This window comes from Acidovorax sp. Leaf191 (assembly GCF_001424425.1).
Lineage (GTDB): Bacteria > Pseudomonadota > Gammaproteobacteria > Burkholderiales > Burkholderiaceae_C > Acidovorax.
Window position 1 is genome coordinate 267985 of record NZ_LMPT01000012.1, and the last position, 22661, is coordinate 290645.

The 22661-nt window shown below is 66.8% G+C and carries 30 protein-coding genes; 29 read left to right on the plus strand and 1 reads right to left on the minus strand.

Annotated features, from left to right (window positions below):
• Positions 1-380 precede the first annotated feature (380 nt).
• The 13 genes from ASG27_RS09715 to hisD all read left to right on the plus strand — a co-directional run bounded on the left by ASG27_RS09715 (position 381) and on the right by hisD (position 10839).
• Positions 381-1199, plus strand: coding sequence for an ABC transporter ATP-binding protein (locus ASG27_RS09715; RefSeq protein ID WP_056415363.1), 819 nt, complete (start codon positions 381-383; stop codon positions 1197-1199).
• Entirely contained in the window at positions 1196-1978 is a 783-nt protein-coding gene (mlaE, locus tag ASG27_RS09720; protein ID WP_056415366.1) for a lipid asymmetry maintenance ABC transporter permease subunit MlaE, read from the plus strand. The genes ASG27_RS09715 and mlaE overlap by 4 nt, the downstream gene beginning before the upstream one ends.
• 36 nt (positions 1979-2014) lie before the next feature.
• Positions 2015-2509 carry an outer membrane lipid asymmetry maintenance protein MlaD gene (gene mlaD / locus ASG27_RS09725; protein WP_056415367.1) on the plus strand — a complete coding sequence of 165 codons (495 nt, stop codon included), beginning with the start codon at positions 2015-2017 and terminating at the stop codon, positions 2507-2509.
• A gap of 5 nt (positions 2510-2514) precedes the next feature.
• A complete protein-coding gene (locus tag ASG27_RS09730) occupies positions 2515-3285 on the plus strand; it encodes a VacJ family lipoprotein (RefSeq protein ID WP_396503510.1) in 771 nt (256 codons plus the stop codon).
• A gap of 161 nt (positions 3286-3446) precedes the next feature.
• Entirely contained in the window at positions 3447-4085 is a 639-nt protein-coding gene (locus ASG27_RS09735) for an MlaC/ttg2D family ABC transporter substrate-binding protein (protein ID WP_056173461.1), read from the plus strand.
• 161 nt (positions 4086-4246) lie between these two features.
• Entirely contained in the window at positions 4247-4519 is a 273-nt protein-coding gene (locus tag ASG27_RS09740; protein WP_056415374.1) for an STAS domain-containing protein, read from the plus strand.
• Positions 4520-4615: 96 nt separating this feature from the next.
• A complete protein-coding gene (locus ASG27_RS09745) occupies positions 4616-5641 on the plus strand; it encodes an ABC transporter ATP-binding protein (RefSeq protein ID WP_056415375.1) in 1026 nt (341 codons plus the stop codon).
• The gene (locus ASG27_RS09750) at positions 5638-6393 is read left to right on the plus strand and encodes an ABC transporter permease (protein WP_056415376.1); all 756 of its coding nucleotides are present in this window, start codon (positions 5638-5640) and stop codon (positions 6391-6393) included. The genes ASG27_RS09745 and ASG27_RS09750 overlap by 4 nt, the downstream gene beginning before the upstream one ends.
• 83 nt (positions 6394-6476) lie before the next feature.
• The gene (locus tag ASG27_RS09755; RefSeq protein ID WP_056415377.1) at positions 6477-6719 is read left to right on the plus strand and encodes a BolA family protein; all 243 of its coding nucleotides are present in this window, start codon (positions 6477-6479) and stop codon (positions 6717-6719) included.
• Positions 6720-6807: 88 nt separating this feature from the next.
• Positions 6808-8091: a UDP-N-acetylglucosamine 1-carboxyvinyltransferase gene (gene murA / locus ASG27_RS09760; protein ID WP_056415381.1), complete on the plus strand. Its 1284-nt coding sequence runs from the start codon at positions 6808-6810 to the stop codon at positions 8089-8091.
• Positions 8092-8263: 172 nt separating this feature from the next.
• Entirely contained in the window at positions 8264-8908 is a 645-nt protein-coding gene (gene hisG, locus ASG27_RS09765; RefSeq protein WP_056415389.1) for an ATP phosphoribosyltransferase, read from the plus strand.
• Between the two features lie 24 nt (positions 8909-8932).
• The gene (locus ASG27_RS09770) at positions 8933-9451 is read left to right on the plus strand and encodes a DUF1016 N-terminal domain-containing protein (RefSeq protein ID WP_056422861.1); all 519 of its coding nucleotides are present in this window, start codon (positions 8933-8935) and stop codon (positions 9449-9451) included.
• A gap of 2 nt (positions 9452-9453) precedes the next feature.
• A complete protein-coding gene (gene hisD, locus ASG27_RS09775) occupies positions 9454-10839 on the plus strand; it encodes a histidinol dehydrogenase (protein WP_056415394.1) in 1386 nt (461 codons plus the stop codon).
• Here the strand turns inward: hisD and ASG27_RS09780 are convergent.
• Entirely contained in the window at positions 10826-11275 is a 450-nt protein-coding gene (locus ASG27_RS09780; RefSeq protein ID WP_056416316.1) for a DUF2917 domain-containing protein, read from the minus strand. The two genes, hisD and ASG27_RS09780, sit on opposite strands and share 14 nt — an antisense overlap.
• A 152-nt stretch (positions 11276-11427) precedes the next feature.
• Between ASG27_RS09780 and ASG27_RS09785 the strand changes: the two genes are divergently transcribed.
• The 16 genes from ASG27_RS09785 to tatC all read left to right on the plus strand — a co-directional run bounded on the left by ASG27_RS09785 (position 11428) and on the right by tatC (position 22481).
• Positions 11428-12900: an aminotransferase-like domain-containing protein gene (locus ASG27_RS09785; RefSeq protein WP_056415397.1), complete on the plus strand. Its 1473-nt coding sequence runs from the start codon at positions 11428-11430 to the stop codon at positions 12898-12900.
• Between the two features lie 46 nt (positions 12901-12946).
• Positions 12947-13171 carry a hypothetical protein gene (locus ASG27_RS09790; protein WP_010462084.1) on the plus strand — a complete coding sequence of 75 codons (225 nt, stop codon included), beginning with the start codon at positions 12947-12949 and terminating at the stop codon, positions 13169-13171.
• Between the two features lie 14 nt (positions 13172-13185).
• On the plus strand, positions 13186-13638 hold the full coding sequence (locus tag ASG27_RS09795) for a PIN domain-containing protein (RefSeq protein ID WP_056415400.1): 453 nt from the start codon (positions 13186-13188) through the stop codon (positions 13636-13638).
• Complete coding sequence (locus tag ASG27_RS09800) at positions 13635-14762, plus strand: pyridoxal phosphate-dependent aminotransferase (protein ID WP_056415403.1); 1128 nt, start codon at positions 13635-13637, stop codon at positions 14760-14762. Before ASG27_RS09795 ends, ASG27_RS09800 begins: the two co-directional genes overlap by 4 nt.
• Positions 14759-15394, plus strand: coding sequence for an imidazoleglycerol-phosphate dehydratase HisB (gene hisB / locus ASG27_RS09805; RefSeq protein ID WP_056415406.1), 636 nt, complete (start codon positions 14759-14761; stop codon positions 15392-15394). Before ASG27_RS09800 ends, hisB begins: the two co-directional genes overlap by 4 nt.
• Positions 15395-15446: 52 nt before the next feature.
• Positions 15447-16124, plus strand: coding sequence for an imidazole glycerol phosphate synthase subunit HisH (hisH, locus tag ASG27_RS09810; protein ID WP_056415409.1), 678 nt, complete (start codon positions 15447-15449; stop codon positions 16122-16124).
• A gap of 89 nt (positions 16125-16213) precedes the next feature.
• Positions 16214-16954, plus strand: coding sequence for a 1-(5-phosphoribosyl)-5-[(5-phosphoribosylamino)methylideneamino]imidazole-4-carboxamide isomerase (gene hisA / locus ASG27_RS09815; RefSeq protein WP_056415412.1), 741 nt, complete (start codon positions 16214-16216; stop codon positions 16952-16954).
• 134 nt (positions 16955-17088) lie between these two features.
• Entirely contained in the window at positions 17089-17889 is an 801-nt protein-coding gene (gene hisF / locus ASG27_RS09820) for an imidazole glycerol phosphate synthase subunit HisF (protein WP_056415415.1), read from the plus strand.
• Between the two features lie 113 nt (positions 17890-18002).
• Positions 18003-18401, plus strand: coding sequence for a phosphoribosyl-AMP cyclohydrolase (hisI, locus tag ASG27_RS09825; protein ID WP_200912418.1), 399 nt, complete (start codon positions 18003-18005; stop codon positions 18399-18401).
• An 8-nt stretch (positions 18402-18409) separates the two neighbouring features.
• Positions 18410-18787, plus strand: coding sequence for a phosphoribosyl-ATP diphosphatase (locus ASG27_RS09830; RefSeq protein WP_056173516.1), 378 nt, complete (start codon positions 18410-18412; stop codon positions 18785-18787).
• Positions 18784-19170, plus strand: coding sequence for a DUF4870 family protein (locus tag ASG27_RS09835; protein ID WP_056173519.1), 387 nt, complete (start codon positions 18784-18786; stop codon positions 19168-19170). The genes ASG27_RS09830 and ASG27_RS09835 overlap by 4 nt, the downstream gene beginning before the upstream one ends.
• Positions 19163-20233: a patatin-like phospholipase family protein gene (locus ASG27_RS09840; RefSeq protein ID WP_056415419.1), complete on the plus strand. Its 1071-nt coding sequence runs from the start codon at positions 19163-19165 to the stop codon at positions 20231-20233. The genes ASG27_RS09835 and ASG27_RS09840 overlap by 8 nt, the downstream gene beginning before the upstream one ends.
• Before the next feature lie 163 nt (positions 20234-20396).
• Positions 20397-20753, plus strand: a complete 357-nt coding sequence (locus tag ASG27_RS09845; protein WP_056415424.1) for a histidine triad nucleotide-binding protein — start codon at positions 20397-20399, stop codon at positions 20751-20753.
• A 107-nt stretch (positions 20754-20860) separates the two neighbouring features.
• Complete coding sequence (gene tatA / locus ASG27_RS09850; RefSeq protein WP_056415427.1) at positions 20861-21097, plus strand: Sec-independent protein translocase subunit TatA; 237 nt, start codon at positions 20861-20863, stop codon at positions 21095-21097.
• A 53-nt stretch (positions 21098-21150) separates the two neighbouring features.
• Complete coding sequence (tatB, locus tag ASG27_RS09855) at positions 21151-21615, plus strand: Sec-independent protein translocase protein TatB (RefSeq protein ID WP_056415430.1); 465 nt, start codon at positions 21151-21153, stop codon at positions 21613-21615.
• A gap of 71 nt (positions 21616-21686) precedes the next feature.
• A complete protein-coding gene (gene tatC / locus ASG27_RS09860) occupies positions 21687-22481 on the plus strand; it encodes a twin-arginine translocase subunit TatC (RefSeq protein WP_056415433.1) in 795 nt (264 codons plus the stop codon).
• Positions 22482-22661: the final 180 nt, after the last annotated feature.

The window sequence follows — 22661 nt, forward strand, 5'->3', positions numbered from 1 at the left end:
TGGAAGGACGTCGTAACGCAACGGGCGCGGCCGTGAAACTCTTGGAGAGGGCGGTCCTGGGACGGTGACGGCCTGATCGCTTCATGCACCAAGCCAGCCCGATGTTCCCTGAGGGCGGCGCGGCTCGGGCGACCGCCGAGACAGCATTCTGTGCCGCATGGGCACCGCCCACACCCAGCTTTGCCTTTCTTGGCACAATCGAGGTCTGTGGCGGTAGGGGGCAAACACCCATGAGCGGTTCTTTAACCCCCTCTGCAGGTGCTTCAAATTGCAAACATACATGAATGTATGTTTAAGTCTTCGGCTACCATCGCAGCTGCCATTTCCCTTGTTTTCTGGCTCCGGCCAGCCTGGATCGCCTGAAATCCATCCCGTCCTGCATGCCTGAGTCCTCCTTTCTTGCCGAATTGCGCAACGTCACCTTCTCGTACGGTGACCGCACGATCCTGCGCGATGTGACGCTCTCCGTGCCGCGCGGCAAGGTGACGGCCCTCATGGGCGCGTCCGGGGGCGGCAAGACCACCGTGCTGCGCCTGATCGGCGGGCAGCAGAAGGCCCAGAGCGGCCAGGTGCTGTTCGACGGCCAGGACGTGGCAGGGCTCGATGCCGCGGGCCTGTACGCAGCCCGCCGGCGCATGGGCATGCTATTCCAGTTCGGTGCGCTGTTCACCGACCTGTCGGTGTTCGAGAACGTGGCGTTTCCGCTGCGCGAGCACACCGACCTCTCCGATACGCTGATCCGCGACGTGGTGCTCATGAAGCTGCACGCCGTGGGCCTGCGCGGCGCACGCGACCTCATGCCCAGCCAGATCTCCGGCGGCATGGCGCGGCGTGTGGCGCTGGCGCGGGCGATTGCGCTGGACCCGGAGCTCGTCATGTACGACGAGCCCTTTGCGGGGCTGGACCCGATCTCGCTGGGCACGGCCGCGCAGCTCATCCGCCAGCTCAACGACGCCATGGGCCTGACCAGCATCATCGTCTCGCACGACCTGGAAGAGACCTTTCGCCTGGCCGACCACGTGATCATCCTGGGCGCCGGCGTGGTGGCGGCGCAGGGCACGCCCGATGAAGTGCGTGCCAGCACCGACCCGCTGGTGCACCAGTTCGTGAACGCGCTGCCCACGGGGCCGGTTCCTTTTCATTACGCAGGGCCCTCCGCGGAAGAGGACTTCGGCCCGCTCGGAGGGAAGGTGCTGTGAGCTGGTACAAGCCGTCCGACGTGGGTTTCGCGGTGCGCCAGAAGCTGGCCGACATCGGCATGGCTGCGCGCCTGTTCGCGCGGCTGCTGCGCCTGGGCGGCGCCGCTTTCATGCGGCCTGCGCTGGTGCGCGACCAGATCCACTTCCTGGGCAACTATTCGCTGGCCATCATCGCGGTGTCCGGGCTGTTCGTCGGTTTTGTGCTGGGCCTGCAGGGCTATTACACGCTGCAGCGCTATGGCGCCTCGGAAGCGCTGGGCCTGCTGGTGGCGCTGTCGCTGGTGCGCGAGCTGGGCCCGGTGGTCACGGCCTTGCTCTTCGCGGGCCGGGCGGGCACCTCGCTCACGGCCGAGATCGGCCTGATGCGCGCGGGCGAGCAGCTCAGTGCGATGGAAATGATGGCGGTCGACCCGGTGCGCCGCATCCTGGCGCCGCGCTTTTGGGCCGGCGTGATCACCATGCCCCTGCTGGCGGCGGTGTTCAGCGCCGTCGGCGTGATCGGCGGCTGGGTCGTCGGCGTGGTCATGATCGGCGTGGACCACGGTGCGTTCTGGAGTCAGATGCAGGGCGGTGTGGATGTCTGGCGCGACGTGGGCAATGGCGTGATCAAGAGCTTCGTGTTCGGCGTCACCGTCACCTTCGTGGCGCTGCTGCAGGGTTTTGCGGCCAAGCCCACGCCTGAGGGCGTGGCGCGCGCCACGACCCGCACGGTGGTGATGGCGTCCCTGGCCGTGCTGGCGCTCGACTTCATCCTGACGGCCCTGATGTTCAGTATCTGACGCCGGCACAGCCGCTGGCCAAGAGGAATCCAAACAATGCAACCATCCAAAAACGATCTCTGGGTAGGGCTTTTCGTCATGCTCGGCACGGTGGCGCTGGTGTTTCTGGCGCTGCAGTCGGCCAACCTGCTGAGCCTGAACCTCCAGCCGGGCTACCGCATCACCGCGCGCTTCGACAACATCGGGGGGCTCAAGCCCCAGGCCGCGGTGCGCGGCGCGGGCGTGGTGGTCGGGCGCGTGGAGTCCATCACGTTCGACGACAAGACCTACCAGGCCCGCGTGACGCTGGCGATGGAAAACCGTTACGCTTTCCCCAAGGACAGCTCCCTCAAGATCCTCACCAGCGGCCTGCTGGGCGAGCAGTACATCGGCATCGAGGCCGGTGCCGACGAAAAGAATCTGGTGGCCGGCGACATGGTCACTTCCACGCAGTCCGCCGTGGTGCTCGAGAACCTGATCGGACAATTCCTCTACAACAAGGCCGAAGACGGCAGCAACAGCAAGCCCGCAGGGGCAGGTGACAAGAAATGACGACGATGACCAAGCTCTCCCAACCCGCCGCCCGCGCCGCCGCGTGGCTGGCCTTTCTGCTGGGAGCCGCACTGCTCACCGGCTGCGCCACCGTGGCCAACCCCGACCCGCGCGATCCGTTCGAGTCGTACAACCGCAGCATGACCAACTTCAACGAGCAGGTCGATGCGCTGGTGCTCCGGCCGGTGGCGATTGCCTACAAGGACGTCACGCCGGCGCCGGTGCGCACCGGCGTGAGCAATTTCTTCGCCAACATCGGCGACGTGTGGTCGTTCGTGAACAATGTGCTGCAACTGCGCGGCGAGGCGGCCGCATCCACCTTCATGCGGGTCAATGTGAACACCTTCATGGGACTGGGCGGCGTGCTCGACATCGCCAGCGAACTGGGCATCGACCGCTACAAGCAGGACTTCGGCCTGACGCTCGGTTACTGGGGCGTGGACACGGGGCCGTACCTGGTGCTGCCCATCCTGGGGCCATCGACCGTGCGCGACACGCTGGCGCTGCCGGTGGACATGAAGGGCAATGTGGTCAGCTATGTGGACCCGGTGTCGGCCCGCAACTCGCTGTACGCCCTGCGTGCGGTGGACGTGCGCGCCAACCTGCTGCGCGCGGGCTCCGTGCTCGACAGCGCCGCGCTGGACAAGTACAGCTTCACGCGTGACGTGTTCCTGCAGGTGCGCAGCCAGCAGCTGGTGAGCACGGCAGTGAACGGCGACGATAAGGAAGACCGCAACGGCAACGACGGCGTGCTGCCCCAGGAGCCTCCGCGCTGAATGCGCGCCGCGCCGTGGCGTAGTCGCCGCGGCGCGTTCGTTGCACTTGCTTGCAACCCGCAACCCGGGCGACGCACAGGGCCATTGTGCTGCGCCCACAATGAAATGAATGCAGGGCGCCACCGGCGCCCGCAGCCTTCGACAAGAAAGTAGACACCATCATGATGAACCGACGCACCCTGGGCCAAGCCGCCTTGTGCCTGACCGCTGTGGCCGCACTGGGCCTGCCCTTTGCTGCGCTGGCGGCGGACGAAGCGCCCGATGCGCTGATCAAGCGCCTGTCGGCCGACGTGCTGACCACCGTGAAGTCCGACAAGGCCATCCAGGGCGGTGACCTCTCCAAGATCATCGCGCTGGTCGACAAGACCGTGATGCCGAATGTCAACTTCCGCCGCATGACCGCCGCCGCCGTGGGCCCCGGCTGGCGCCAGGCCACGCCCGAGCAGCAAAAGCGCCTGCAGGACGAGTTCAAGATCCTGCTGGTGCGCACCTATGCCGGCGCGCTGGCGCAAGTGAACGACCAGACCATCCAGGTCAAGCCCCTGCGGGCAGCGCCCGAGGACAAGGACGTGCTGGTGCGCACCGAGATCGTCGGCCGTGGCGACCCGATCCAGCTCGACTACCGCCTGGAAAAAACCCCCGGCGACGGTGCCGGCTGGAAGATCTACAACCTGAATGTGCTGGGCGTGTGGCTGGTGGAAACCTACCGCGGCCAGTTCGCGCAGGAGATCAATGCCAAGGGCGTCGACGGCCTCATCGAGACCCTGGTGGCTCGCAACAAGAGCAACGCAAGTAAGTAAGTAAGTGATGATCCCCCTGAGTCGCTTCGCGTCACCCCCCTTTCTCGCTGAGCTGCGCGCTGCGGGAGGGGGGCGCACCGGAGTCAGTTCCGCTGGTGCGCTGGCTGGGTGGCGCCGGTTGCAACGGCCGCGCGTTGCGTTTGCAGTCGGGGGAATTTGAGATGCTCGTCCTGCCCGCCGAACTCACCCACCGCCAGGCCACGGCCTGCCTGCGCATGCTGCTGCAGGGCCTGAAGGTGCACCGCGAGCCGGGGGTGGTGGTCGATGCGAATGCGCTCACCGTGTTCGATACGTCGGCGCTCGCCGTGCTGCTCGAATGCCGGCGCGAGGCGCTGGCCATGCGCAAGACGTTTTCGGTGCAGGGCCTGCCCACCGCGCTGCGGGGCATGGCGGGCCTGTACGGCGTGGGCACCTTGCTCACTCCGGCGTCCTGATCCTGCGGTGCTGCCGCGCCACACGGCCGGCGCGGCATCGTCGTTCCGCCCCCACGCGGGCGCAGTTCGGGGCTAGGCCGTAAAATCAGGGGCTTCATGCCCGCAGTCTCATTCCAAGCCGTCTCCAAGACCTTCTCCACGCCCAAGGGCCCTTTCCAGGCGCTGAACAACGTCAGCCTGGATATCCAGGAGGGCGAGTTCTTCGGCCTTCTGGGCCCCAACGGTGCGGGCAAGACCACCCTCATCAGCATCCTGGCGGGCCTGGCCCGCGCCAGCCAAGGGAGGGTGCTCGTGCAGGGCAGCGATGTGCAGGCCGACTATGCCGACGCACGCCGCAAGCTCGGTATCGTGCCGCAGGAGCTGGTGTTCGACCCGTTCTTCAACGTCCGTGAATCGTTGCGCATCCAGTCGGGCTACTTCGGTGTGAAGAACAACGACGCCTGGATCGACGAGCTGCTCGAGAACCTGGGCCTCACCGACAAGGCCAACTCCAACCTTCGCCAGCTCTCGGGCGGCATGAAGCGCCGCGTGCTGGTGGCGCAGGCGCTGGTGCACAAGCCGCCGATCATCGTGCTGGACGAACCCACCGCCGGTGTGGACGTCGAGCTGCGCCAGACGCTCTGGCACTTCGTGGCGCGCCTGAACAAGGAAGGCCACACCGTGCTGCTGACGACGCACTACCTCGAAGAAGCCGAGGCGCTGTGCGGGCGCATCGCCATGCTCAAGACCGGGCAGATCGTGGCGCTCAACCGCACCAGCGAGCTGCTGCAGGCGGCCTCGGGCAGCGTGCTGCAATTCAAGACCGATGCCGCGCTGCCGCCGTCGCTGGCGACCGTGGCACGTGTCACGGGCCGCATCGTGCAACTGCCCGCGCACGACGCCGCCGAGATCGAAAGCCACCTGGCCGCGCTGCGTGTGGCGGGTGTCGACGTGCACGACATGGAGATCCGCAGGCCCGACCTGGAAGATGTGTTCCTGCAGGTGATGTCGGGCACCTCCGCATCGAATATTTCCCTGGACAAGATCGCGTCCGCCGCAGCGCCGGGCCGCCCCAAGCAAGGCGTGGCCCCCTCGGGGGGCAGCGAGGACACGCCAGTGCCGAGCGTGGGGGCGCCACTATGACCGGCTGGCAGACCCTGTTTTATAAAGAGGTGCTTCGCTTCTGGAAGGTCAGCTTCCAGACCGTGGCCGCCCCGGTGCTCACCGCCGTGCTGTACCTGCTGATCTTCGGCCATGTGCTGGAAGACCACGTCAAGGTCTACGACCGCATCAGCTACACCGCGTTTCTGGTGCCCGGCCTCGTGATGATGAGCGTGCTGCAGAACGCGTTTGCCAACAGCTCGTCCAGCATCATCCAGAGCAAGATCATGGGCAGCCTGGTGTTCGTGCTGCTCACGCCGCTGTCGCACTGGGCGTGGTTCTGTGCCTACGTGGGCTCGTCCATCGTGCGCGGTCTGGCGGTGGGGCTCGGGGTGTTCATCGTCACGCTGGCGTTCGCGCGGCCCGAATTCGCAGCGCCGCTGTGGATCCTGGCGTTCGCCTTTCTGGGTGCGGCGCTGCTGGCCACGCTGGGGCTGCTGGCGGGCCTGTGGGCCGACAAGTTCGACCAGATGGCCGCCTTCCAGAACTTCATCATCGTGCCCATGACCTTCCTGTCGGGCGTGTTCTATTCCATCCAGTCGCTGCCACCCTTCTGGCAGACGGTAAGCCACCTGAACCCGTTCTTCTACATGATCGACGGCTTTCGCTACGGCTTCTTCGGACAGAGCGACACCTCGCCCTGGCTGAGCCTGAGCATCGTGGGCGTGGCCTGGCTGGCCGTGAGCGCGCTGGCGGTGCACCTGCTGCGCACCGGCTACAAAATCAGGAACTAGCGCGCATCCCTCCGAGTCGCTTCGCGCCTGCGCCGTGCGTGTTTCAGCGGCGTGAATGCTACCCCCAGCAATGGACCCATGACATGACTGCAGAAGAGCTCCAGAACATCATCACCGCCGGCCTCGCCTGCGAACACATCACGCTCGAAGGCGATGGCCGCCACTGGTACGCCACCATCGTCTCGGCCGAGTTCGAAGGCAAGCGCTCCATCCAGCGCCACCAGCGGGTGTACGCCACGCTGGGCGCCAAAATGCACACCGACGAGGTGCACGCGCTGTCGATGAAGACCTTCACGCCCGCCGAATGGGCCGCGCAGCCGAAGTAACTCTAATAGCTATGATTTTTATAGCTGCTGCCGCTTGCTGAAAGCGCGGTAGCGGCATTTTTTACCCCTATTCCTGGTTCTTTTCGAGATGGACAAACTCCTGATCCGCGGTGGACGCAGCCTGCAGGGCGAGGTGCTGGTCTCCGGCGCCAAGAACGCCGCGCTGCCCGAGCTGTGTGCGGCGTTGCTGACCGCCGAGCCGGTGACCCTGCTGAACGTGCCGCAATTGCAGGACGTGGCGACCATGCTCACGCTGATCCGCAACATGGGCGTCACGGCCAGCCGCTCGGACGACGGCACGGTGCTCATCGACGCCGGTGCGCTGAGCACGCCCGAGGCACCGTACGAGCTGGTCAAGACCATGCGGGCGTCGGTGCTGGCCCTGGGCCCGCTGCTGGCGCGCTTTGGCGAGGCGACCGTCTCGCTGCCCGGCGGCTGCGCCATCGGCTCGCGGCCGGTGGACCAGCACATCAAGGGCCTCACGGCCATGGGCGCAGAGATCGTGGTCGAGCACGGCTACATGATCGCCAAGCTGCCCGCCGGCTGGACGCGCCTGAAAGGCGCTCGCATCACCACCGACATGGTCACCGTGACCGGCACCGAAAACTTCCTCATGGCCGCGGCTCTGGCCGAGGGTGAAACAGTGCTCGAGAACGCCGCGCAGGAGCCCGAGATCATCGACCTGGCCGAGATGCTGATCGCCATGGGCGCGCAGATCGAAGGCCACGGCACCAGCCGCATCCGCATCCAGGGCGTCGACAAGCTGCGCGGCTGCACCCACCGTGTGGTGGCCGATCGCATCGAGGCCGGCACCTTCCTGTGCGCGGTGGCCGCCACGGGCGGCGACGTCACGCTGCGCCATGGCCGCGCCGACCACCTGGACGCCGTCATCGAGAAGCTGCGCGAAGCCGGCGTGGAAGTGCAGGGCGTGGACGGCGGCATCCGCGTGAAGAGCGCAGGCGGCGCCACGCTCAAGGCCCAGGGTTTCCGCACCACCGAATACCCCGGCTTTCCGACCGATATGCAGGCCCAGTTCATGGCGCTCAATTGCATCGCGCAGGGCACGGCCACGGTGACCGAGACCATCTTCGAGAACCGCTTCATGCACGTCGACGAACTGGTGCGCCTGGGCGCCAAGATCCAGACCGACGGCAAGGTCGCCATCATCGAAGGCCTGAGCACCACATCCAGCCGCCTGTCCGGCGCCACCGTGATGGCCACCGACCTGCGCGCGTCCGCCAGCCTCGTCATCGCGGGCCTGGTGGCCGACGGCGAAACCGTGGTGGACCGCATCTACCACCTGGACCGTGGCTACGACTGCATGGAAGCCAAACTGCGCGGCATCGGCGCCCACATTGAACGGATGACATGAAGAACAACCCCCTGAGCGGCTTCGCCGCTTCCCCCTTCTCTCGCCTTGCTGCGCAATGCGGGAAGGGGGACGCCGCCCGTGTGGCGGGGCGGCCCTTACACGGCGGCCCATGCTTGCGGCGTGCCAGTTTCATAGGGTTTGGGGCCTACCAAAGAACAGTGGAGCAATTGCAATGACGATCACCCTGGCCCTCTCGAAAGGCCGCATCTTCGACGAAACCCTGCCCTTGCTGGCCGCCGCCGGCATCGAGGTGCTGGAAGACCCCGAAAAATCCCGCAAGCTCATCCTGACCACCAACCAGCCCGACGTGCGCGTGGTGCTGGTGCGCGCCACCGACGTGCCCACCTACGTGGAATACGGCGGCGCCGACATCGGCGTGACCGGCAAGGACACCCTCATCGAGCACGGCGGCCAGGGCCTGTACCAGCCGCTCGATTTGCGCATCGCCAAGTGTCGGGTGAGCGTGGCCGTGCGCAGCGACTTCGACTACGAGCGCGCCGTCAAGCAGGGCTCGCGCCTGAAGGTGGCCACCAAGTACACCAGCATCGCCCGCGACTTCTTTGCGAGCAAGGGCGTGCACGTGGACATGGTCAAGCTGTACGGCAGCATGGAACTGGCCCCGCTGATCGGCCTGGCCGACGCCATCGTCGATCTGGTCTCCACCGGCAACACGCTCAAGGCCAACCACCTGGTGGAGGTCGAACGCATCATGGACATCAGCTCCTACTTGGTCGTGAACCAGGCCGCGCTCAAGCTCAAGCAGGCGCCGCTGCGCCGCATCATCGATGCGTTTGCGGGTGCCATTCCCAAAGACTGACTGTTGTCGCCCCCGCCCAGCGCCGTGACGAGCGTCCCACAGCCCGCCGATTCCGCCGACAGTGCGCGCCTCATCGCCGCCAGCCGGCAGCAGGCCGTGCAGGCGGTCAACACCCTGCTGGTCGAGCTGTACTGGCAGATCGGCGAGCGCATCAGCCCCAAGATTGCAGCGGCTGAGTGGGGTGATGGGGTGGTGGCGCAGCTGGCGGACTACATGGCGCAGACGCAGCTGGTGCTGCGAGGCTTCACCCGGCCGAACCTCTTGCGGATGCGGCAGTTTGACGAGGCGTACCCCGATGCGCAAATTGTCTCGGCACTGCGGAGACAATGGCCTGGGACACACCACCTCATCATCCTGGGCCAAGAGCCGCGCCCCGAAAAACGTGAGTGCTGCCTGCGTCTGCGTGCGGTGCAGGGCAAGGGACGCTGGAGCGGCAGTTCAAAACCGCTCCGTTCGAGCGCACCGTGCTGCCCCGCGAAAGTCGCACCGCTGGCGGGACACATCCACCCTGACAGCCGGATGAGGCCACCGACTGAAGAATGACTATGAAATCAATAGCTGCCCCCGCTTACCTGTCCACGGCTGAAGCCGATTTTGAGCAAAAATTCCAGCAGCGCCTGCACTGGTCTGCCGACACCGACGCCGCCATCGAGCAGCGCGTGGCCGACATCCTGGCCGATGTGCAAGAGCGGGGCGATGCCGCCGTGCTGGATTACACCGCCCGATTCGACGGCCTCTCGGCCCCCGACGTGGCGGCACTGGAGCTGACCCAGGCCGACTTCAAGGCCGCGTTCGACGCCATTGCGCAGGCCCAGCGCGACGCGCTGCAGGCCGCTGCCAAGCGCGTGCGCAGCTACCACGAGGCGCAGAAAAAAGCCTCGGGCGAAAGCTGGAGCTACCGTGACGAGGACGGCACCTTGCTGGGCCAGAAGGTCACGCCGCTGGACCGCGTGGGCATCTACGTGCCCGGTGGCAAGGCGGCGTACCCGTCCAGCCTGCTGATGAACGCCATCCCGGCCCACGTGGCCGGCGTGCAGGAAATCATCATGGTCGTGCCCACGCCCGTGCGCGGCAGCGTGGCCACGGGTGGCTCGGGCGCGCAGCTTGCCTCCGACAAGGGCGAGCGCAACGACCTGGTGCTGGCGGCCGCCTACGTGGCGGGCGTCACGCGTGCCTTCACCATCGGCGGTGCGCAGGCCGTGGCCGCGCTGGCCTATGGCACGGCCACGATTCCGAAGGTCGACAAGATCACCGGCCCGGGCAACGCCTACGTGGCCAGCGCCAAGAAGCGCGTGTTCGGCACAGTCGGCATCGACATGATCGCGGGCCCGAGCGAAATCCTGGTGCTGGCCGACGGCAGCACGCCGCCCGACTGGGTCGCGATGGACCTCTTCAGCCAGGCCGAACACGACGAGCTGGCCCAGAGCATCCTGTTGTGCCCCGACGCCGCCTACATCGCCGCCGTGCAGCGCGAGATCGACCGCCTGCTGCCCACCATGCCGCGCGCCGAAATCATCGCCAAGAGCCTCAACGGCCGGGGTGCGCTGATCCTCACCAAGGACATGGAAGAAGCCTGCGCGATCAGCAACCGCATCGCACCCGAGCATCTGGAAGTGAGCTCTACCGACCCGCACCGCTGGGAGCCGCTGCTGCGCCACGCGGGCGCGATCTTCCTGGGGGCCTACACCAGCGAGTCCCTGGGCGACTACTGCGCGGGCCCCAACCACGTGCTGCCCACCAGCGGCACGGCACGCTTTTCGTCGCCCTTGGGCGTGTACGACTTCCAAAAGCGCAGCAGCATCATCGAGGTGAGCGAAGCCGGTGCCCAGGTGCTGGGCACCATCGCCGCCGAGCTGGCCTACGGCGAGGGCCTGCAGGCCCACGCGCAGGCGGCCGAGATGCGCCTGAAGACCCCGCTCAAGCCGCGCTGACGGCGCCGACCGGGCCCAGGGGCAGGGCCCCATTCGCCCCACCCGCCGCGCTGCCGGTGTGCGGCACCACGGCCAGGGCCTGGGGTGCTGCCGAGGGCACAGGCGGATACGCAGCGCCCTGCACCGCACGGTGCTTCGCCCAGTTCAGCCGCGCGGGCTGGCTGCCTTCTGCGCTCACCCGCAGCCGCACGGGGCCCGCGAACGACAGGCGCTGGCCGGCCTCCAGAAAATAGTCTTCCAGCAGGCCGTCGCAGGTCACCCAGACGCGGCCTTGCTCGACTTCGAGCAGGGCGATGTCGCCTGCGCGGAAGTCCAGCACCTGGACGGCCTGCAGTGGGGGCAGCGGCTGGCGCTTCCATTGCAGTGTGAGGGGCACCGCAAGCTGGGCGGGCAGCGTGGGCGACGGCGGGGTGGGGGTGTGGTGTAGCGTGTTCATGCCTTCACTGTGCGGCCAGGCCCCGCGCGGCGCCACGGACAGGCTCGCACGACCTGATCCAGTACAGATGGTCTGTACTGGCCATCTGTACTGTACGGGGTGCACTTGCTCTGTACTGGCTGTTTTTGCGGCTGCCAGTACAGAATGCAGCCATGGCCTCCACCGACGACGCACCCCCGCTCTACCTCCAGATCGGCGAACAGCTCGCGCAGCTGATCCGCAATGGCACGCTCGCGCGCGGCGAAAAGCTGCCGTCGGTGCGCGAGCTGGCCCGCCAGCACGGCGTGGCGCAGACCACGGTGGTGCAGGCCTACCACTGGCTGGAGGATGCGCGCCTGATCACCGCGCGCCCGCGCTCGGGTTTCTTCGTGGCGGCGCGGCCGGTGAGCCTGCCCGAGCCCAGCACGCCGCGCCCCATGCGCCGCCCGCGCGAGGTGTCTGTGGACTGGCTGGGCCAGCGCATCCTGGGGCGCAACCAGCCCGAGGACATGATCTCCTTCAGCAGCGGCACGCCGGGCTTCGAGCTGTTCAACCCCGACCGCGTGCGCCGCGCCGTGGTGCGCGCCGCGCAGCGCCACCGCAACCTGCTGTGCACCTACCCCACGTCGGCGGGGCACGAGGATGCGCGCCGCGCCCTGGCGCGCTACGCCGTCGGCATGGGCTGCAGCCTGGACCCCGAGAACATCGTGGTCACCGGCGGCTGCATGGACTCCATCGCGCTGTGCCTGCGGGCCGTGACCCAGCCGGGCGACGTGGTGGCGCTGGAGTCGCCGACGCATTTTTCGTTTCTGGAGGTGCTGCAGGGCCTGCACCTGCGCGCGCTGGAGATCCCCACGCACCCGCGCCACGGTTTGTCGCTCGATGCGCTGCAGCTGGCGCTGGACACCCAGCCGGTCAAGGCCGTGATGATCGTCCCCACGCTCAGCAACCCGCTGGGCAGCTGCATGCCGCAGGCCGAGCGCAAGCGGCTGGCGCAGATGGCGGCGCGGCACGACATGGCAGTCATCGAGGACGCGATCTACAACGACCTGGTCGAGGTCGACGAGATGCGCCGCACGGTCAAGTCGTACGACACCACGGGCCACGTGATGCTGTGCGATTCGTTTTCGAAGACGCTGGCGCCGGGGCTGCGCCTGGGCTGGCTGGAGGCCGGGCGCTGGAGCGACAAGGTGCGTGGCATCAAGGACCTGCAGGCGGGCGGGCAGTCGGCCGTGCTGGAGCTGGCGCTGGCCGACCTCATCACCCAGGCCGGCCACGCCGCCGCCATGCGCCAGCTGCGTGCGGGCGTGGCGGCGCGCATGGACGAGGCGCGGCGGGTGATCGCATCGCACTTCCCGCAGGGCACCCGGGTGAGCGACCCGCCCGGCGGCCTCCTGATGTGGCTGGAGCTGCCACGCGCGCTCGATTCGGTGCAACTGCACGAGGCTTGTCTGGCCCGGCAAATCCTGATCGCGCCGGGCACGGTGTTCAGCACCAGCGGGCGCTTTCGCAACTGCCTGCGCATCGGGGTGGGAGGCGACTGGTCGCCCGCCCACCTGGAGGCCCTGCGCACCGTGGGCGACATGGCCACGCAGATGCTGCAGAGCCAGCGGCAGGCGGCGTATTCCAACGGCAAAAGCAAATAAAATACACGAACTTCGTGGGGCACGAACTTCGTGTAATATCAACCGCATGAAAAACGTCACCGTGACCATGGACGACACCGTTGCCGAATGGGTGCGCGTGGAAGCTGCCAAGCGCGGCAGCAGCGTGTCGCGCCTGCTCGGTGAATGGCTGGCCGAAAAGATGCGCCAGGAAGACGCCTACGCCCAGGCGATGCGCGAGGCGCTGGGCTTTGAATCCTGGGGCGCGTCCACGGGGCCGTACGTGCCCCGCGAGACCTTGTTCCTGCGCTGAATGGCGCGACACGCATGAGCACCGTCCCCATCTTTGTCGATACCGAGATCCTGCTGGCCAGCGTGGACGACCGCGATGCCGAGCGCCAGGCGCGCGCCCGCGAGTGGATCAGCTTTTGCTGGCAGACGCGCAGCGGCCGCATCAGCTCGCAGGTGCTCAACGAGCTGTACAACCAGGCCATCCAGCGTTTTGATGGCCCGCAGGTGCTGCAGCAGGTGCGCGCCCAGGTGCGCCGCCTGCGCGTGTGGCTGCCGCCGCACCTCGACTCCTACACCGTGGACGGCGCCTGGGACCTGCAGGACCGCTACCGCCTGGGCTACTGGGATGCGCTCATCCTCTCGTCCGCCCACCAGCAGGGCTGCCGCTATCTGCTGACCGAGGCGCTGCCGCACGACCAGCCGCTGGACGCGGTGCGGCCCATCAACCCCTTCCTCGTTGCACCTTCAGAATTGGACACCGCCGAATGACCACCTCCGCCGCTCCATCTTCACCGCTCCAGGCCCTGGCCCGCATCCGCGCCGATGTGCGCGCCATGCACGCGTACGGCGTGCAGCCGTCCACCGGCATGCTCAAGATGGACGCGATGGAGAACCCGTTCCGCCTGCCCGCACATCTGCAGGCCGCGCTGGGCCAGCGCCTGGGGGCGCTCGCGCTCAACCGCTACCCCGGCGACCGCCTGCTGGACCTGAAGGCGTCCCTCGCCCAGTACGCCGGCCTGCCCGAGGGCTACGGTATCGTGCTGGGCAACGGCTCGGACGAACTCATCACCTTGCTGGCGCTGGCCTGCGCGCAACCCGGCACCGGTCAGCGCGCCACCATGCTCGCACCCATGCCAGGCTTCGTGATGTACCCGCTGTCCGCGCAGCTGCAGGGCCTGGACTTCGTCGGCGTGCCGCTCACGCCGGACTTCGAGCTGGACGAGCCCGCCATGCTGGCCGCCATCGCCCAGCACAACCCCGCCATCACCTACATCGCCTACCCCAACAACCCCACGGCCACGCTGTGGGACGAGGGCGCGGTGCAGCGCATCATCGACGCCGCGGGCGCGCAGGGCGGCATCGTGGTCATGGACGAGGCCTACCAGCCGTTCGCCAGCCGCACCTTCATCGACCGCATGCGGGCCGAGCCCGCCCGCAATGCCCACGTGCTGCTGATGCGCACGCTCAGCAAGTTCGGCCTGGCGGGTGTGCGCCTGGGCTACCTCATCGGCCCCGCTGCGTTCGTGAGCGAGATCGACAAGGTGCGCCCGCCCTACAACGTGAGCGTGCTCAACTGCGAGGCCGCGCTGTTCGCCTTGGAACACGCCGAAGTGTTCGCCGAGCAGGCCGCCGAGATCCGCGCCGAGCGCACCAAGGTCCTGGCGGCCCTGCGCCAGATGCCCGGCATCGAAAAATGCTGGGACAGCGAGGCCAACATGATCCTGGTCCGCGTGGCGGATTCCGCCCGGGCGTACGACGGCATGAAAAACCGCAAGGTCCTCGTCAAGAACGTTTCTACAATGCACCCATTGCTGGCCAACTGCCTGCGCCTGACGGTCGGCGCCGCCTCCGACAACGCGCAGATGCTGGCCGCCCTGCAAGCCTCCCTATGACTTCCTCCGCACTCGTCACCTCCACGACCACCGACCCCCTGGCCGACCGCATCGCCGAAGTCAGCCGCAACACCGCCGAGACGCGCATCCGCGTGCGCATCAACCTCGACGGCACGGGCCAGGCCAAGCTGCACACGGGCATCGGCTTCTTCGACCACATGCTCGACCAGATCGCCCGCCACGGGCTGATCGACCTCGACATCGACTGCGAAGGCGACCTGCACATCGACGGCCACCACACGGTCGAAGACGTGGGCATCACGCTGGGCCAGGCCTTTGCGCGTGCCGTGGGCGACAAGAAGGGCATCCGCCGCTACGGCCACGCCTACGTGCCGCTCGACGAAGCGCTGTCGCGCGTGGTGGTCGATTTCTCGGGCCGCCCGGGGCTGCACATCGACGTGAAGTTCACGGCCGGCAGCATCGGCCAGCTCGATACGCAGCTGGTGTACGAGTTCTTCCAGGGCTTCGTGAACCACGCGGGCGTCACGCTGCACATCGACAACCTCAAGGGCTTCAACGCCCACCACCAGTGCGAGACCATCTTCAAAGCGTTCGGGCGCACGCTGCGCGCGGCGCTGGAGCGCGACCCGCGCTCGGCGGGCGTCATCCCGTCCACCAAGGGTTCCTTGTGAGTTTTTTGAATCAAATCAAGCGCTAGCGCTTGATGGATAAGCGCTAGCAGCTATGAATATGGAAGCAAAAACCGTCGCAGTCGTGGACTACGGCATGGGCAACCTTCGCTCGGTGTCGCAGGCCGTTCAGGCCGCCGCCGAGGGCACCGGCTGGACCGTGGTCGTCACCCAGCGGCCCGACGACGTGCGCGCCGCACAGCGCATCGTGCTGCCAGGGCAGGGCGCCATGCCCGACTGCATGCGCGAGCTGCGCGAATCGGGCCTGCAGGAATCCGTGCTCGAAGCCGCTGCCAGCAAGCCCATGTTCGGCGTGTGCGTGGGCATGCAGATGCTGCTGGACCACAGCGCCGAGGGGGATACCCCGGGCCTGGGCCTGATCCACGGCCGGGTGAGCAAGTTCGACCTGATCGGCCGCACCCAGCCCGACGGCAGCCGCTACAAGGTGCCGCAGATGGGCTGGAACCAGGTGCACCAGATGCCGGACGCCGGCCGTGCGGGCGCGGTGCACCCGGTCTGGGCGGGCGTGCCCGACGGCAGCTACTACTATTTCGTGCACAGCTTCTATGCGCAACCGCAAGATGCTGCGCACTGCGCGGGGCAGACCGACTACGGCGGTTTGTTCGCAGCGGCCATTGCGCGCGATAATATTTTTGCCACGCAATTCCATCCAGAGAAAAGCGCGGAGCACGGCCTGGCCCTGTACCGCAATTTCCTGCACTGGAACCCCTGATCCTTCCGTCCTCGTTCACCCCTTACTCCACCAGCCTGTTCGGTCCGAGCACTGACTCGTCCTTTTTTCCCGAACCCTCCACCACCACCATGCTGCTCATTCCCGCCATCGATCTGAAAGACGGTCATTGCGTTCGCCTCAAGCAAGGCGATATGGACCAATCCACCACCTTCGGCGAAGACCCGGCCGCCATGGCGCGCAAGTGGGTGGACGCAGGCGCGCGGCGCCTGCACCTGGTCGACCTGAACGGGGCGTTCGCGGGCGTGCCCAAGAACTACAGCGCCATCAAGGCCATCCTCAAGGAAGTGGGCGACGACATCCCCGTGCAGCTGGGCGGCGGCATCCGCGACCTGGACACCATCGAAAAGTACATCGACGGCGGCCTGCGCTACGTGATCATCGGCACGGCGGCGGTCAAGAACCCCGGCTTCCTGAAGGACGCGTGCAGCGCCTTCGGCGGCCACATCATCGTGGGGCTCGACGCCAAGGACGGCAAGGTCGCCACCGATGGCTGGAGCAAGCTCACGGGGCACGAGGTCGTGGACCTGGCCAAGAAGTTCGAGGACTGGGGCGTCGAGTCCATCATCTACACCGACATCGGCCGCGACGGCATGCTGTCGGGCATCAACATCGATGCCACCGTCAAGCTCGCGCAGGCACTGGCCATTCCGGTGATCGCATCGGGCGGCCTGTCGAACATGGCCGACATCGAGCAGCTGTGCGCCGTCGAGGGCGAGGGCGTCGAAGGCGTGATCTGCGGCCGCGCGATCTACAGCGGAGACCTCGACTTTGCGGCTGCACAGGCCCGTGCCGACGAATTGAACGGGTGACCCTCCCATCCGCCCTGAGCGGCTGCGCCGCTTGCCCCCGGGGGCACGACGCCAGTGGCCTGGCGAAGCCAGGTCCCCGGCGTCCGCTGGCCTCGGCAGCGCCCCATCCACGAATCGCTGACTGACTGACCGACATGCTCGCCAAACGCATCATCCCCTGCCTCGACGTCACCGGAGGCCGCGTGGTCAAGGGTGTCAATTTTCTGGAGCTGCGCGACGCGGGCGACCCCGTCGAGATCGCCGCGCGCTACAACGCGCAGGGCGCCGACGAGCTCACCTTCCTGGACATCACCGCCACCAGCGACGGCCGCGACCTGATCCTGCCCATCATCGAAGCGGTGGCCAGCCAGGTGTTCATTCCGCTCACGGTGGGTGGCGGCGTGCGCACGGTGGAAGACGTGCGCCGACTGCTGAACGCGGGTGCCGACAAGACCAGCTTCAACTCGGCCGCGATTGCCAACCCCGACGTGATCGATGCCGTGTCCGCCAAGTACGGCGCGCAGTGCATCGTGGTGGCCATCGACGCCAAGCGCCGCTCGGCCGAGGACGCGCAGCGCATCGGCGCCCACGGCCAGCCTGTGGGCGAAGGCTGGGACGTCTACAGCCACGGCGGCCGCAAGAACACGGGCCTGGACGTGGTGGCCTGGGCCACCGAGATGGCGCGCCGCGGCGCCGGCGAAATCCTGTTGACCAGCATGGACCGCGACGGCACCAAGGCGGGTTTTGACCTGACCCTGACCCGTGCTGTGAGCGACGCGGTCAGCGTGCCCGTGATCGCCTCGGGCGGCGTGGGCAACCTCGACCACCTGGCCGACGGCGTGCAGCAGGGCGGGGCGGACGCGGTGCTGGCGGCCAGCATTTTTCATTACGGCGAATACACCGTGGGCCAGGCCAAGGCCCGCATGGCCGAGCGCGGCATTCCTGTGCGGCTCTAGGGTCATTGCTATTAAAAATATAGCTGCTGCCGCTTGTTCAGCCTGCGGCAGGCCTTGAAAAAGCGTCAAACTTCGGTCGGGATGGCCCCGTCCCGGAATCCAAATCGCCGACAATCCCTTTCATGAACTGGCTCAACGAAGTGAAATGGGACGCGCAGGGCCTGGTGCCCGTCATTGCGCAGGAGCAGGGCACGGGCGACGTGCTGATGTTTGCGTGGATGAACAGCGAGGCGCTGGAGAAGACCGCTGAACTTGGCCGCGCCGTGTACTACAGCCGCTCGCGCAGCAAGCTGTGGTTCAAGGGCGAAGAGTCCGGCCACGTGCAGACGGTGCATGAGATCCGGCTCGACTGCGACAACGACGTGGTGCTGCTCAAGGTCACCCAGCTCGGCCACGAGCCGGGCATCGCCTGCCACACAGGCCGCCACAGCTGTTTTTTCAGCGTGCTCAAGGACGGCGCCTGGACGCCTGTCGATCCGGTCTTGAAAGACCCCGAATCCATCTACAAATAAAGAGAACCATGAGTTCCAACGATTCCCTCGCCCGCCTTGCGCAAGTGATCGAAAGCCGCAAGCCGGCCAACGGTGGCGACCCCGACAAGAGCTACGTCACGCGCCTGCTGCACAAGGGCCCCGACAGCTTCTTGAAGAAGATCGGCGAAGAAGCCACCGAGGTGGTGATGGCGGCGAAGGACGTGGACCATGGCGCCGACAAGTCCAAGCTGGTGTACGAGGTGGCGGACCTGTGGTTCCACTCCATGGTGGCGCTGGCCCACTACGGCCTCACGCCCGCCGACGTGCTGACCGAGCTGGAGCGCCGCGAAGGCACCAGCGGCATCGAGGAAAAAGCCTTGCGCAAGGCCACTGCGCGTGCAGCCGACGAAGAAGGATCTCCATGAGCGACATCATCGACGTGACCTCCCACGAGCAACGGGCCCAGGGGCTCAAGAACATCGGCTGGGTCAGCTATGTGCTGCACCTGATCGTGGCCGTGGGCGCCGTGGTGCCCGGGGCGCAGGCCAGTGCCTTGCTGCTGGTCATTGCGCTGGTGATCGACCTGGTCAAACGCAGCGACGCCGAAGGCACGTGGCAGGCCAACCACTTCTCGTGGCGCATCCGCTCGACGATCTGGGCGGGTGTTCTGTACGTGGTGACCTTCCCGTTCTTCCTGCTGGGATTGTTTTTGTTCAATCCCGCCTGGGTTTTGATCTCCATTTGGTTCCTGTACCGCATCGTGCGCGGCATGCTGGCCATGAGCAAGAACCAGGCTGTGGATGCCTGAAGAAGAACCCGCAGCGCCGCCCGCGCAGCCGCAGCCCCAGCCGCGCCTGAACCTGGCCCTGCAGGGTGGGGGCTCGCATGGCGCACTGACCTGGGGCGTGCTGGACGCACTGCTCGAAGACGGGCAGTGGCACTTCGACGGCGTGAGCGGCACCAGTGCCGGCGCCATGAACGCCGTGGCCCTGGCGCATGGCTTTGCCAAGGCGGCCCACGAGCACAAGCACCCGCACGAAGCCCACCTGGCCGGCTGCCAGGAGGCGCGCAATACGCTGACCCGACTGTGGGAGGGTGTAGGCACGCTGGGCAGCCTGATGTGGGGCTCGCCCCTGTCGGCGGCCAACCCCATGATGGGGCTGATGCGCCAGTGGCTGTCGCCCTACCAGACCAACCCGCTCGATATCAATCCGCTGCGCCGCCTGCTCGAGCGGGAGGTGGACTTCGACCTGCTGTGCACCGGGCGGCGTGCCATCACCGCCGCGGGCGGTCCCCAGGTGTTCGTCTGCGCCACCAATGTGCGCACGGGGCGCGGTGAAATCTTCTCGGGCCCCAAGCTCAGCGCGGATGCGGTGATGGCGTCGGTCTGCCTGCCGCTGCTGTTCAAGGCGGTGGAGATCGACGGCGAGCACTACTGGGACGGCGGCTACTCCGGCAACCCCGCGCTGCACCCGCTGATCTACCAGACCGAGACCTCCGACATCCTGCTGGTGCAGATCAATCCCATCGAGCACCTCGAGCTGCCCCACTCGGGCCAGGAGATCATGGAGCGCATGAACGAGGTCACCTTCAACGCCAGCCTGCTGGCCGAGATGCGCGCCATCGAGTTCGTGCGCCGCCTGCTGGCCGAGGGCAAGCTGGACCCGCGCCGCTACAAGAACGTGCGCATGCACCGCATCGACGGCGGCTCGGTGCTGGCGCCCTTCGGCGCCGACAGCAAGACGCGCGCGGACCTGGCCTTCGTGCGCAAGCTCTTTGCCCTGGGCCGCACGGCGGGGCAGGAATGGCTGCACGCGCACCGCAAGGACGTGGGCGTGCGGCCGACCATCAAGATCCCTGACAATGCTTGAAGCCCCCTGTGTCGCCTGCGGCGCCTTCCCCCTCAGGGGGACGCCACCCGTGGCCTGGCGGAGCCAGTTCCACGGTGGCGCTGGCCTGGGGCGCGCCGGTTGCAATGGCTTGGGGGCTGGGCAGCGCCCGGTGAACTGTTAACTTCGTACCGACATTTTTCTCATGCACGATCCGAACTGCCTTTTCTGCAAGATCATCGCGGGCCAGATTCCTTCGAAGAAGGTCTACGAGGACGAGGAAATCTTCGCCTTCCACGACATCCACCCCTGGGCGCCTGTGCACTTTCTGATGGTGCCCAAGCGGCATATCCCTTCGATGGCGCAGGTCACCGCCGACGACGCGGGCGTGCTGGGGCGCATGATGGCGCTGGCGCCGCGGCTGGCCCTCGAGCAGGGCTGCAACCCGTATCCGGAAGGTGGCTTTCGCGTCGTGGTAAACACCGGGGTGGAAGGCGGGCAGGAGATCCACCACCTGCATGTGCATGTGATGGGCGGCCCCCGCCCGTGGCTCAAAGGCTGAACCAGGCTGACGGGTGGTGCAGGGAGATTCCCGCAGTCCGTCATGGGGCTGTGAACTCCTGCCACGCCCCCCGTCTAAAATGATTGCAATTCGTTAGGAGATATTCCATGGGCTCTTTTTCCATCTGGCACTGGCTGATCGTGCTGCTGATCGTCGTCATGGTGTTCGGCACCAAGAAGCTCAAGAACATGGGCTCCGACCTCGGGGGCGCCGTCAAGGGCTTCAAGGACGGCATGAAGGACGGCTCGGCCGACCCCACCGCCACCCCTCCCGCGGGCCACGTCGCCAACAACCCGGCGGCCGACAAGACCACCATCGATGTCGAAGCCAAGCAAAAAAGCTGAGCGGGCTGCATGGGTCACCGTGATCCCTGCATGCCGCGCTCTGACTGCCACCCATGATTGATATTGGCCTGTCCAAGATGGCGCTGATCGGTGCGGTGGCGCTCATCGTCATCGGCCCTGAAAAGCTCCCCCGCGTGGCCCGCACGGTGGGCACCTTGCTCGGCAAGGCCCAGCGCTACGTGTCCGACGTGAAGGCCGAGGTCAACCGGTCCATGGAGCTCGACGAGCTCAAGAAGATGAAGGACACGGTGGAGAACGCGGCGCGCGACGTGCACCAGTCCATCCAGACCAACGCCAGCGAGTTCGAAAAAGACTGGGCCAGCGTCACCGACACCAGCCACGCCGACCTGCACGAGCCGCAGGCCCCCGTGGTGCCGGCGTACAAGCACCCCGGCAAGAACTGGCGCCTCAAGCGCGGTGCCGTGCCGCAGTGGTACAAGGCCAAGAGCGGCGTGCGCACCAAGGCGCAGTCCGGCGCGGCCCGCGTGGCGCGCTACCGTCCCCAGAAATTCCACTGACCCGAAAGCGCCAGCAGCCGGCGCCGCTGCTGTGCGCTGCATGGGCGGCCCTCACGCCCTGAAAACCCACTATGTCCGAAACCCCTTCCCAAGAAGACGAGCTGGCCGGTACCGAGCAGCCCTTCGTGCAGCACCTGATGGAGTTGCGCGACCGGCTGGTCAAGGCGCTCATTGCCATCGGCATTGCGGCGGCCATCCTGTTCTTCTTTCCCGGCCCTGGCGCGCTGTACGACTTCCTGGCGGCGCCGCTGGTGGCGCACCTGCCCAAGGGGGCCACGCTGATCGCCACCTCGGTGATCTCGCCGTTCATGGTGCCGCTCAAGATCTTGCTGATGTCGGCCTTTTTGCTGGCGCTGCCCTTCGTACTGTGGCAGGTGTGGGCCTTCGTGGCGCCGGGCCTGTATTCGCACGAAAAGAAGCTGGTGCTGCCGCTCGTGATCTCCAGCACGCTGCTGTTCTTCATCGGCGTGGCCTTTTGCTACTACCTGGTGTTCGGGCAGGTGTTCGCGTTCATCCAGAGCTTTGCGCCCAAGAGCATCACGGCCGCGCCTGACATCGAGGCCTACCTGAGCTTCGTGCTGTCGATGTTCCTGGCCTTCGGCCTGGCGTTCGAGGTGCCCATCGCGGTGGTGGTGCTGGCGCGCATGGGCATCGTCAGCGTGCAGAAGCTGCGCGAGTTCCGCGGCTACTTCATCGTGCTGGCCTTCGTGATCGCCGCGGTCGTCACGCCGCCGGACGTGGTCTCGCAGCTCTCGCTCGCCATCCCCATGTGCCTGCTGTACGAAGTGGGCATCTGGGCCGCGCAGATCTTCATCAAGCACACCAAGGCGCCGGAAGAGGCGGGGGAATCCCCTTCGGCCTCCTGACCGACCCCCGCCCGAACGGGCTGATCGACCGCGAAAGGGTCGGGGTGTTTGGATGGGGGCGCGTGTTTCGCGCCTTGCATGCTGCCAGGAGCTACTGCCAAAGTTGCCCAAAAAATAGCTGCTGACGCCGTATCTACAGGCGTCAGCAGCTATTTTTTTTGATAGTGCTGGAGAGGGCTG

Bases quoted from the DNA above. Each gene is read 5' to 3' on its own strand.
- ASG27_RS09800 (WP_056415403.1), top strand. From the start codon at position 13,635: ATGACCACCTCCGCCGCTCCATCTTCACCGCTCCAGGCCCTGGCCCGC.
- ASG27_RS09785 (WP_056415397.1), top strand. From the start codon at position 11,428: ATGGCCTCCACCGACGACGCACCCCCGCTCTACCTCCAGATCGGCGAA.
- ASG27_RS09755 (WP_056415377.1), top strand. From the start codon at position 6,477: ATGACTGCAGAAGAGCTCCAGAACATCATCACCGCCGGCCTCGCCTGC.
- hisH (WP_056415409.1), top strand. From the start codon at position 15,447: ATGAATATGGAAGCAAAAACCGTCGCAGTCGTGGACTACGGCATGGGC.
- ASG27_RS09735 (WP_056173461.1), top strand. From the start codon at position 3,447: ATGATGAACCGACGCACCCTGGGCCAAGCCGCCTTGTGCCTGACCGCT.
- ASG27_RS09845 (WP_056415424.1), top strand. From the start codon at position 20,397: ATGCACGATCCGAACTGCCTTTTCTGCAAGATCATCGCGGGCCAGATT.
- tatB (WP_056415430.1), top strand. From the start codon at position 21,151: ATGATTGATATTGGCCTGTCCAAGATGGCGCTGATCGGTGCGGTGGCG.
- tatC (WP_056415433.1), top strand. From the start codon at position 21,687: ATGTCCGAAACCCCTTCCCAAGAAGACGAGCTGGCCGGTACCGAGCAG.
- ASG27_RS09730 (WP_396503510.1), top strand. From the start codon at position 2,515: ATGACCAAGCTCTCCCAACCCGCCGCCCGCGCCGCCGCGTGGCTGGCC.
- ASG27_RS09745 (WP_056415375.1), top strand. From the start codon at position 4,616: ATGCCCGCAGTCTCATTCCAAGCCGTCTCCAAGACCTTCTCCACGCCC.
- ASG27_RS09835 (WP_056173519.1), top strand. From the start codon at position 18,784: ATGAGCGACATCATCGACGTGACCTCCCACGAGCAACGGGCCCAGGGG.
- hisB (WP_056415406.1), top strand. From the start codon at position 14,759: ATGACTTCCTCCGCACTCGTCACCTCCACGACCACCGACCCCCTGGCC.
- tatA (WP_056415427.1), top strand. From the start codon at position 20,861: ATGGGCTCTTTTTCCATCTGGCACTGGCTGATCGTGCTGCTGATCGTC.
- ASG27_RS09715 (WP_056415363.1), top strand. From the start codon at position 381: ATGCCTGAGTCCTCCTTTCTTGCCGAATTGCGCAACGTCACCTTCTCG.
- hisD (WP_056415394.1), top strand. From the start codon at position 9,454: ATGAAATCAATAGCTGCCCCCGCTTACCTGTCCACGGCTGAAGCCGAT.
- ASG27_RS09750 (WP_056415376.1), top strand. From the start codon at position 5,638: ATGACCGGCTGGCAGACCCTGTTTTATAAAGAGGTGCTTCGCTTCTGG.
- ASG27_RS09780 (WP_056416316.1), bottom strand. From the start codon at position 11,275: ATGAACACGCTACACCACACCCCCACCCCGCCGTCGCCCACGCTGCCC.
- mlaD (WP_056415367.1), top strand. From the start codon at position 2,015: ATGCAACCATCCAAAAACGATCTCTGGGTAGGGCTTTTCGTCATGCTC.
- ASG27_RS09840 (WP_056415419.1), top strand. From the start codon at position 19,163: ATGCCTGAAGAAGAACCCGCAGCGCCGCCCGCGCAGCCGCAGCCCCAG.
- hisG (WP_056415389.1), top strand. From the start codon at position 8,264: ATGACGATCACCCTGGCCCTCTCGAAAGGCCGCATCTTCGACGAAACC.
- murA (WP_056415381.1), top strand. From the start codon at position 6,808: ATGGACAAACTCCTGATCCGCGGTGGACGCAGCCTGCAGGGCGAGGTG.
- hisA (WP_056415412.1), top strand. From the start codon at position 16,214: ATGCTGCTCATTCCCGCCATCGATCTGAAAGACGGTCATTGCGTTCGC.
- ASG27_RS09830 (WP_056173516.1), top strand. From the start codon at position 18,410: ATGAGTTCCAACGATTCCCTCGCCCGCCTTGCGCAAGTGATCGAAAGC.
- ASG27_RS09790 (WP_010462084.1), top strand. From the start codon at position 12,947: ATGAAAAACGTCACCGTGACCATGGACGACACCGTTGCCGAATGGGTG.
- hisF (WP_056415415.1), top strand. From the start codon at position 17,089: ATGCTCGCCAAACGCATCATCCCCTGCCTCGACGTCACCGGAGGCCGC.
- ASG27_RS09795 (WP_056415400.1), top strand. From the start codon at position 13,186: ATGAGCACCGTCCCCATCTTTGTCGATACCGAGATCCTGCTGGCCAGC.
- ASG27_RS09740 (WP_056415374.1), top strand. From the start codon at position 4,247: ATGCTCGTCCTGCCCGCCGAACTCACCCACCGCCAGGCCACGGCCTGC.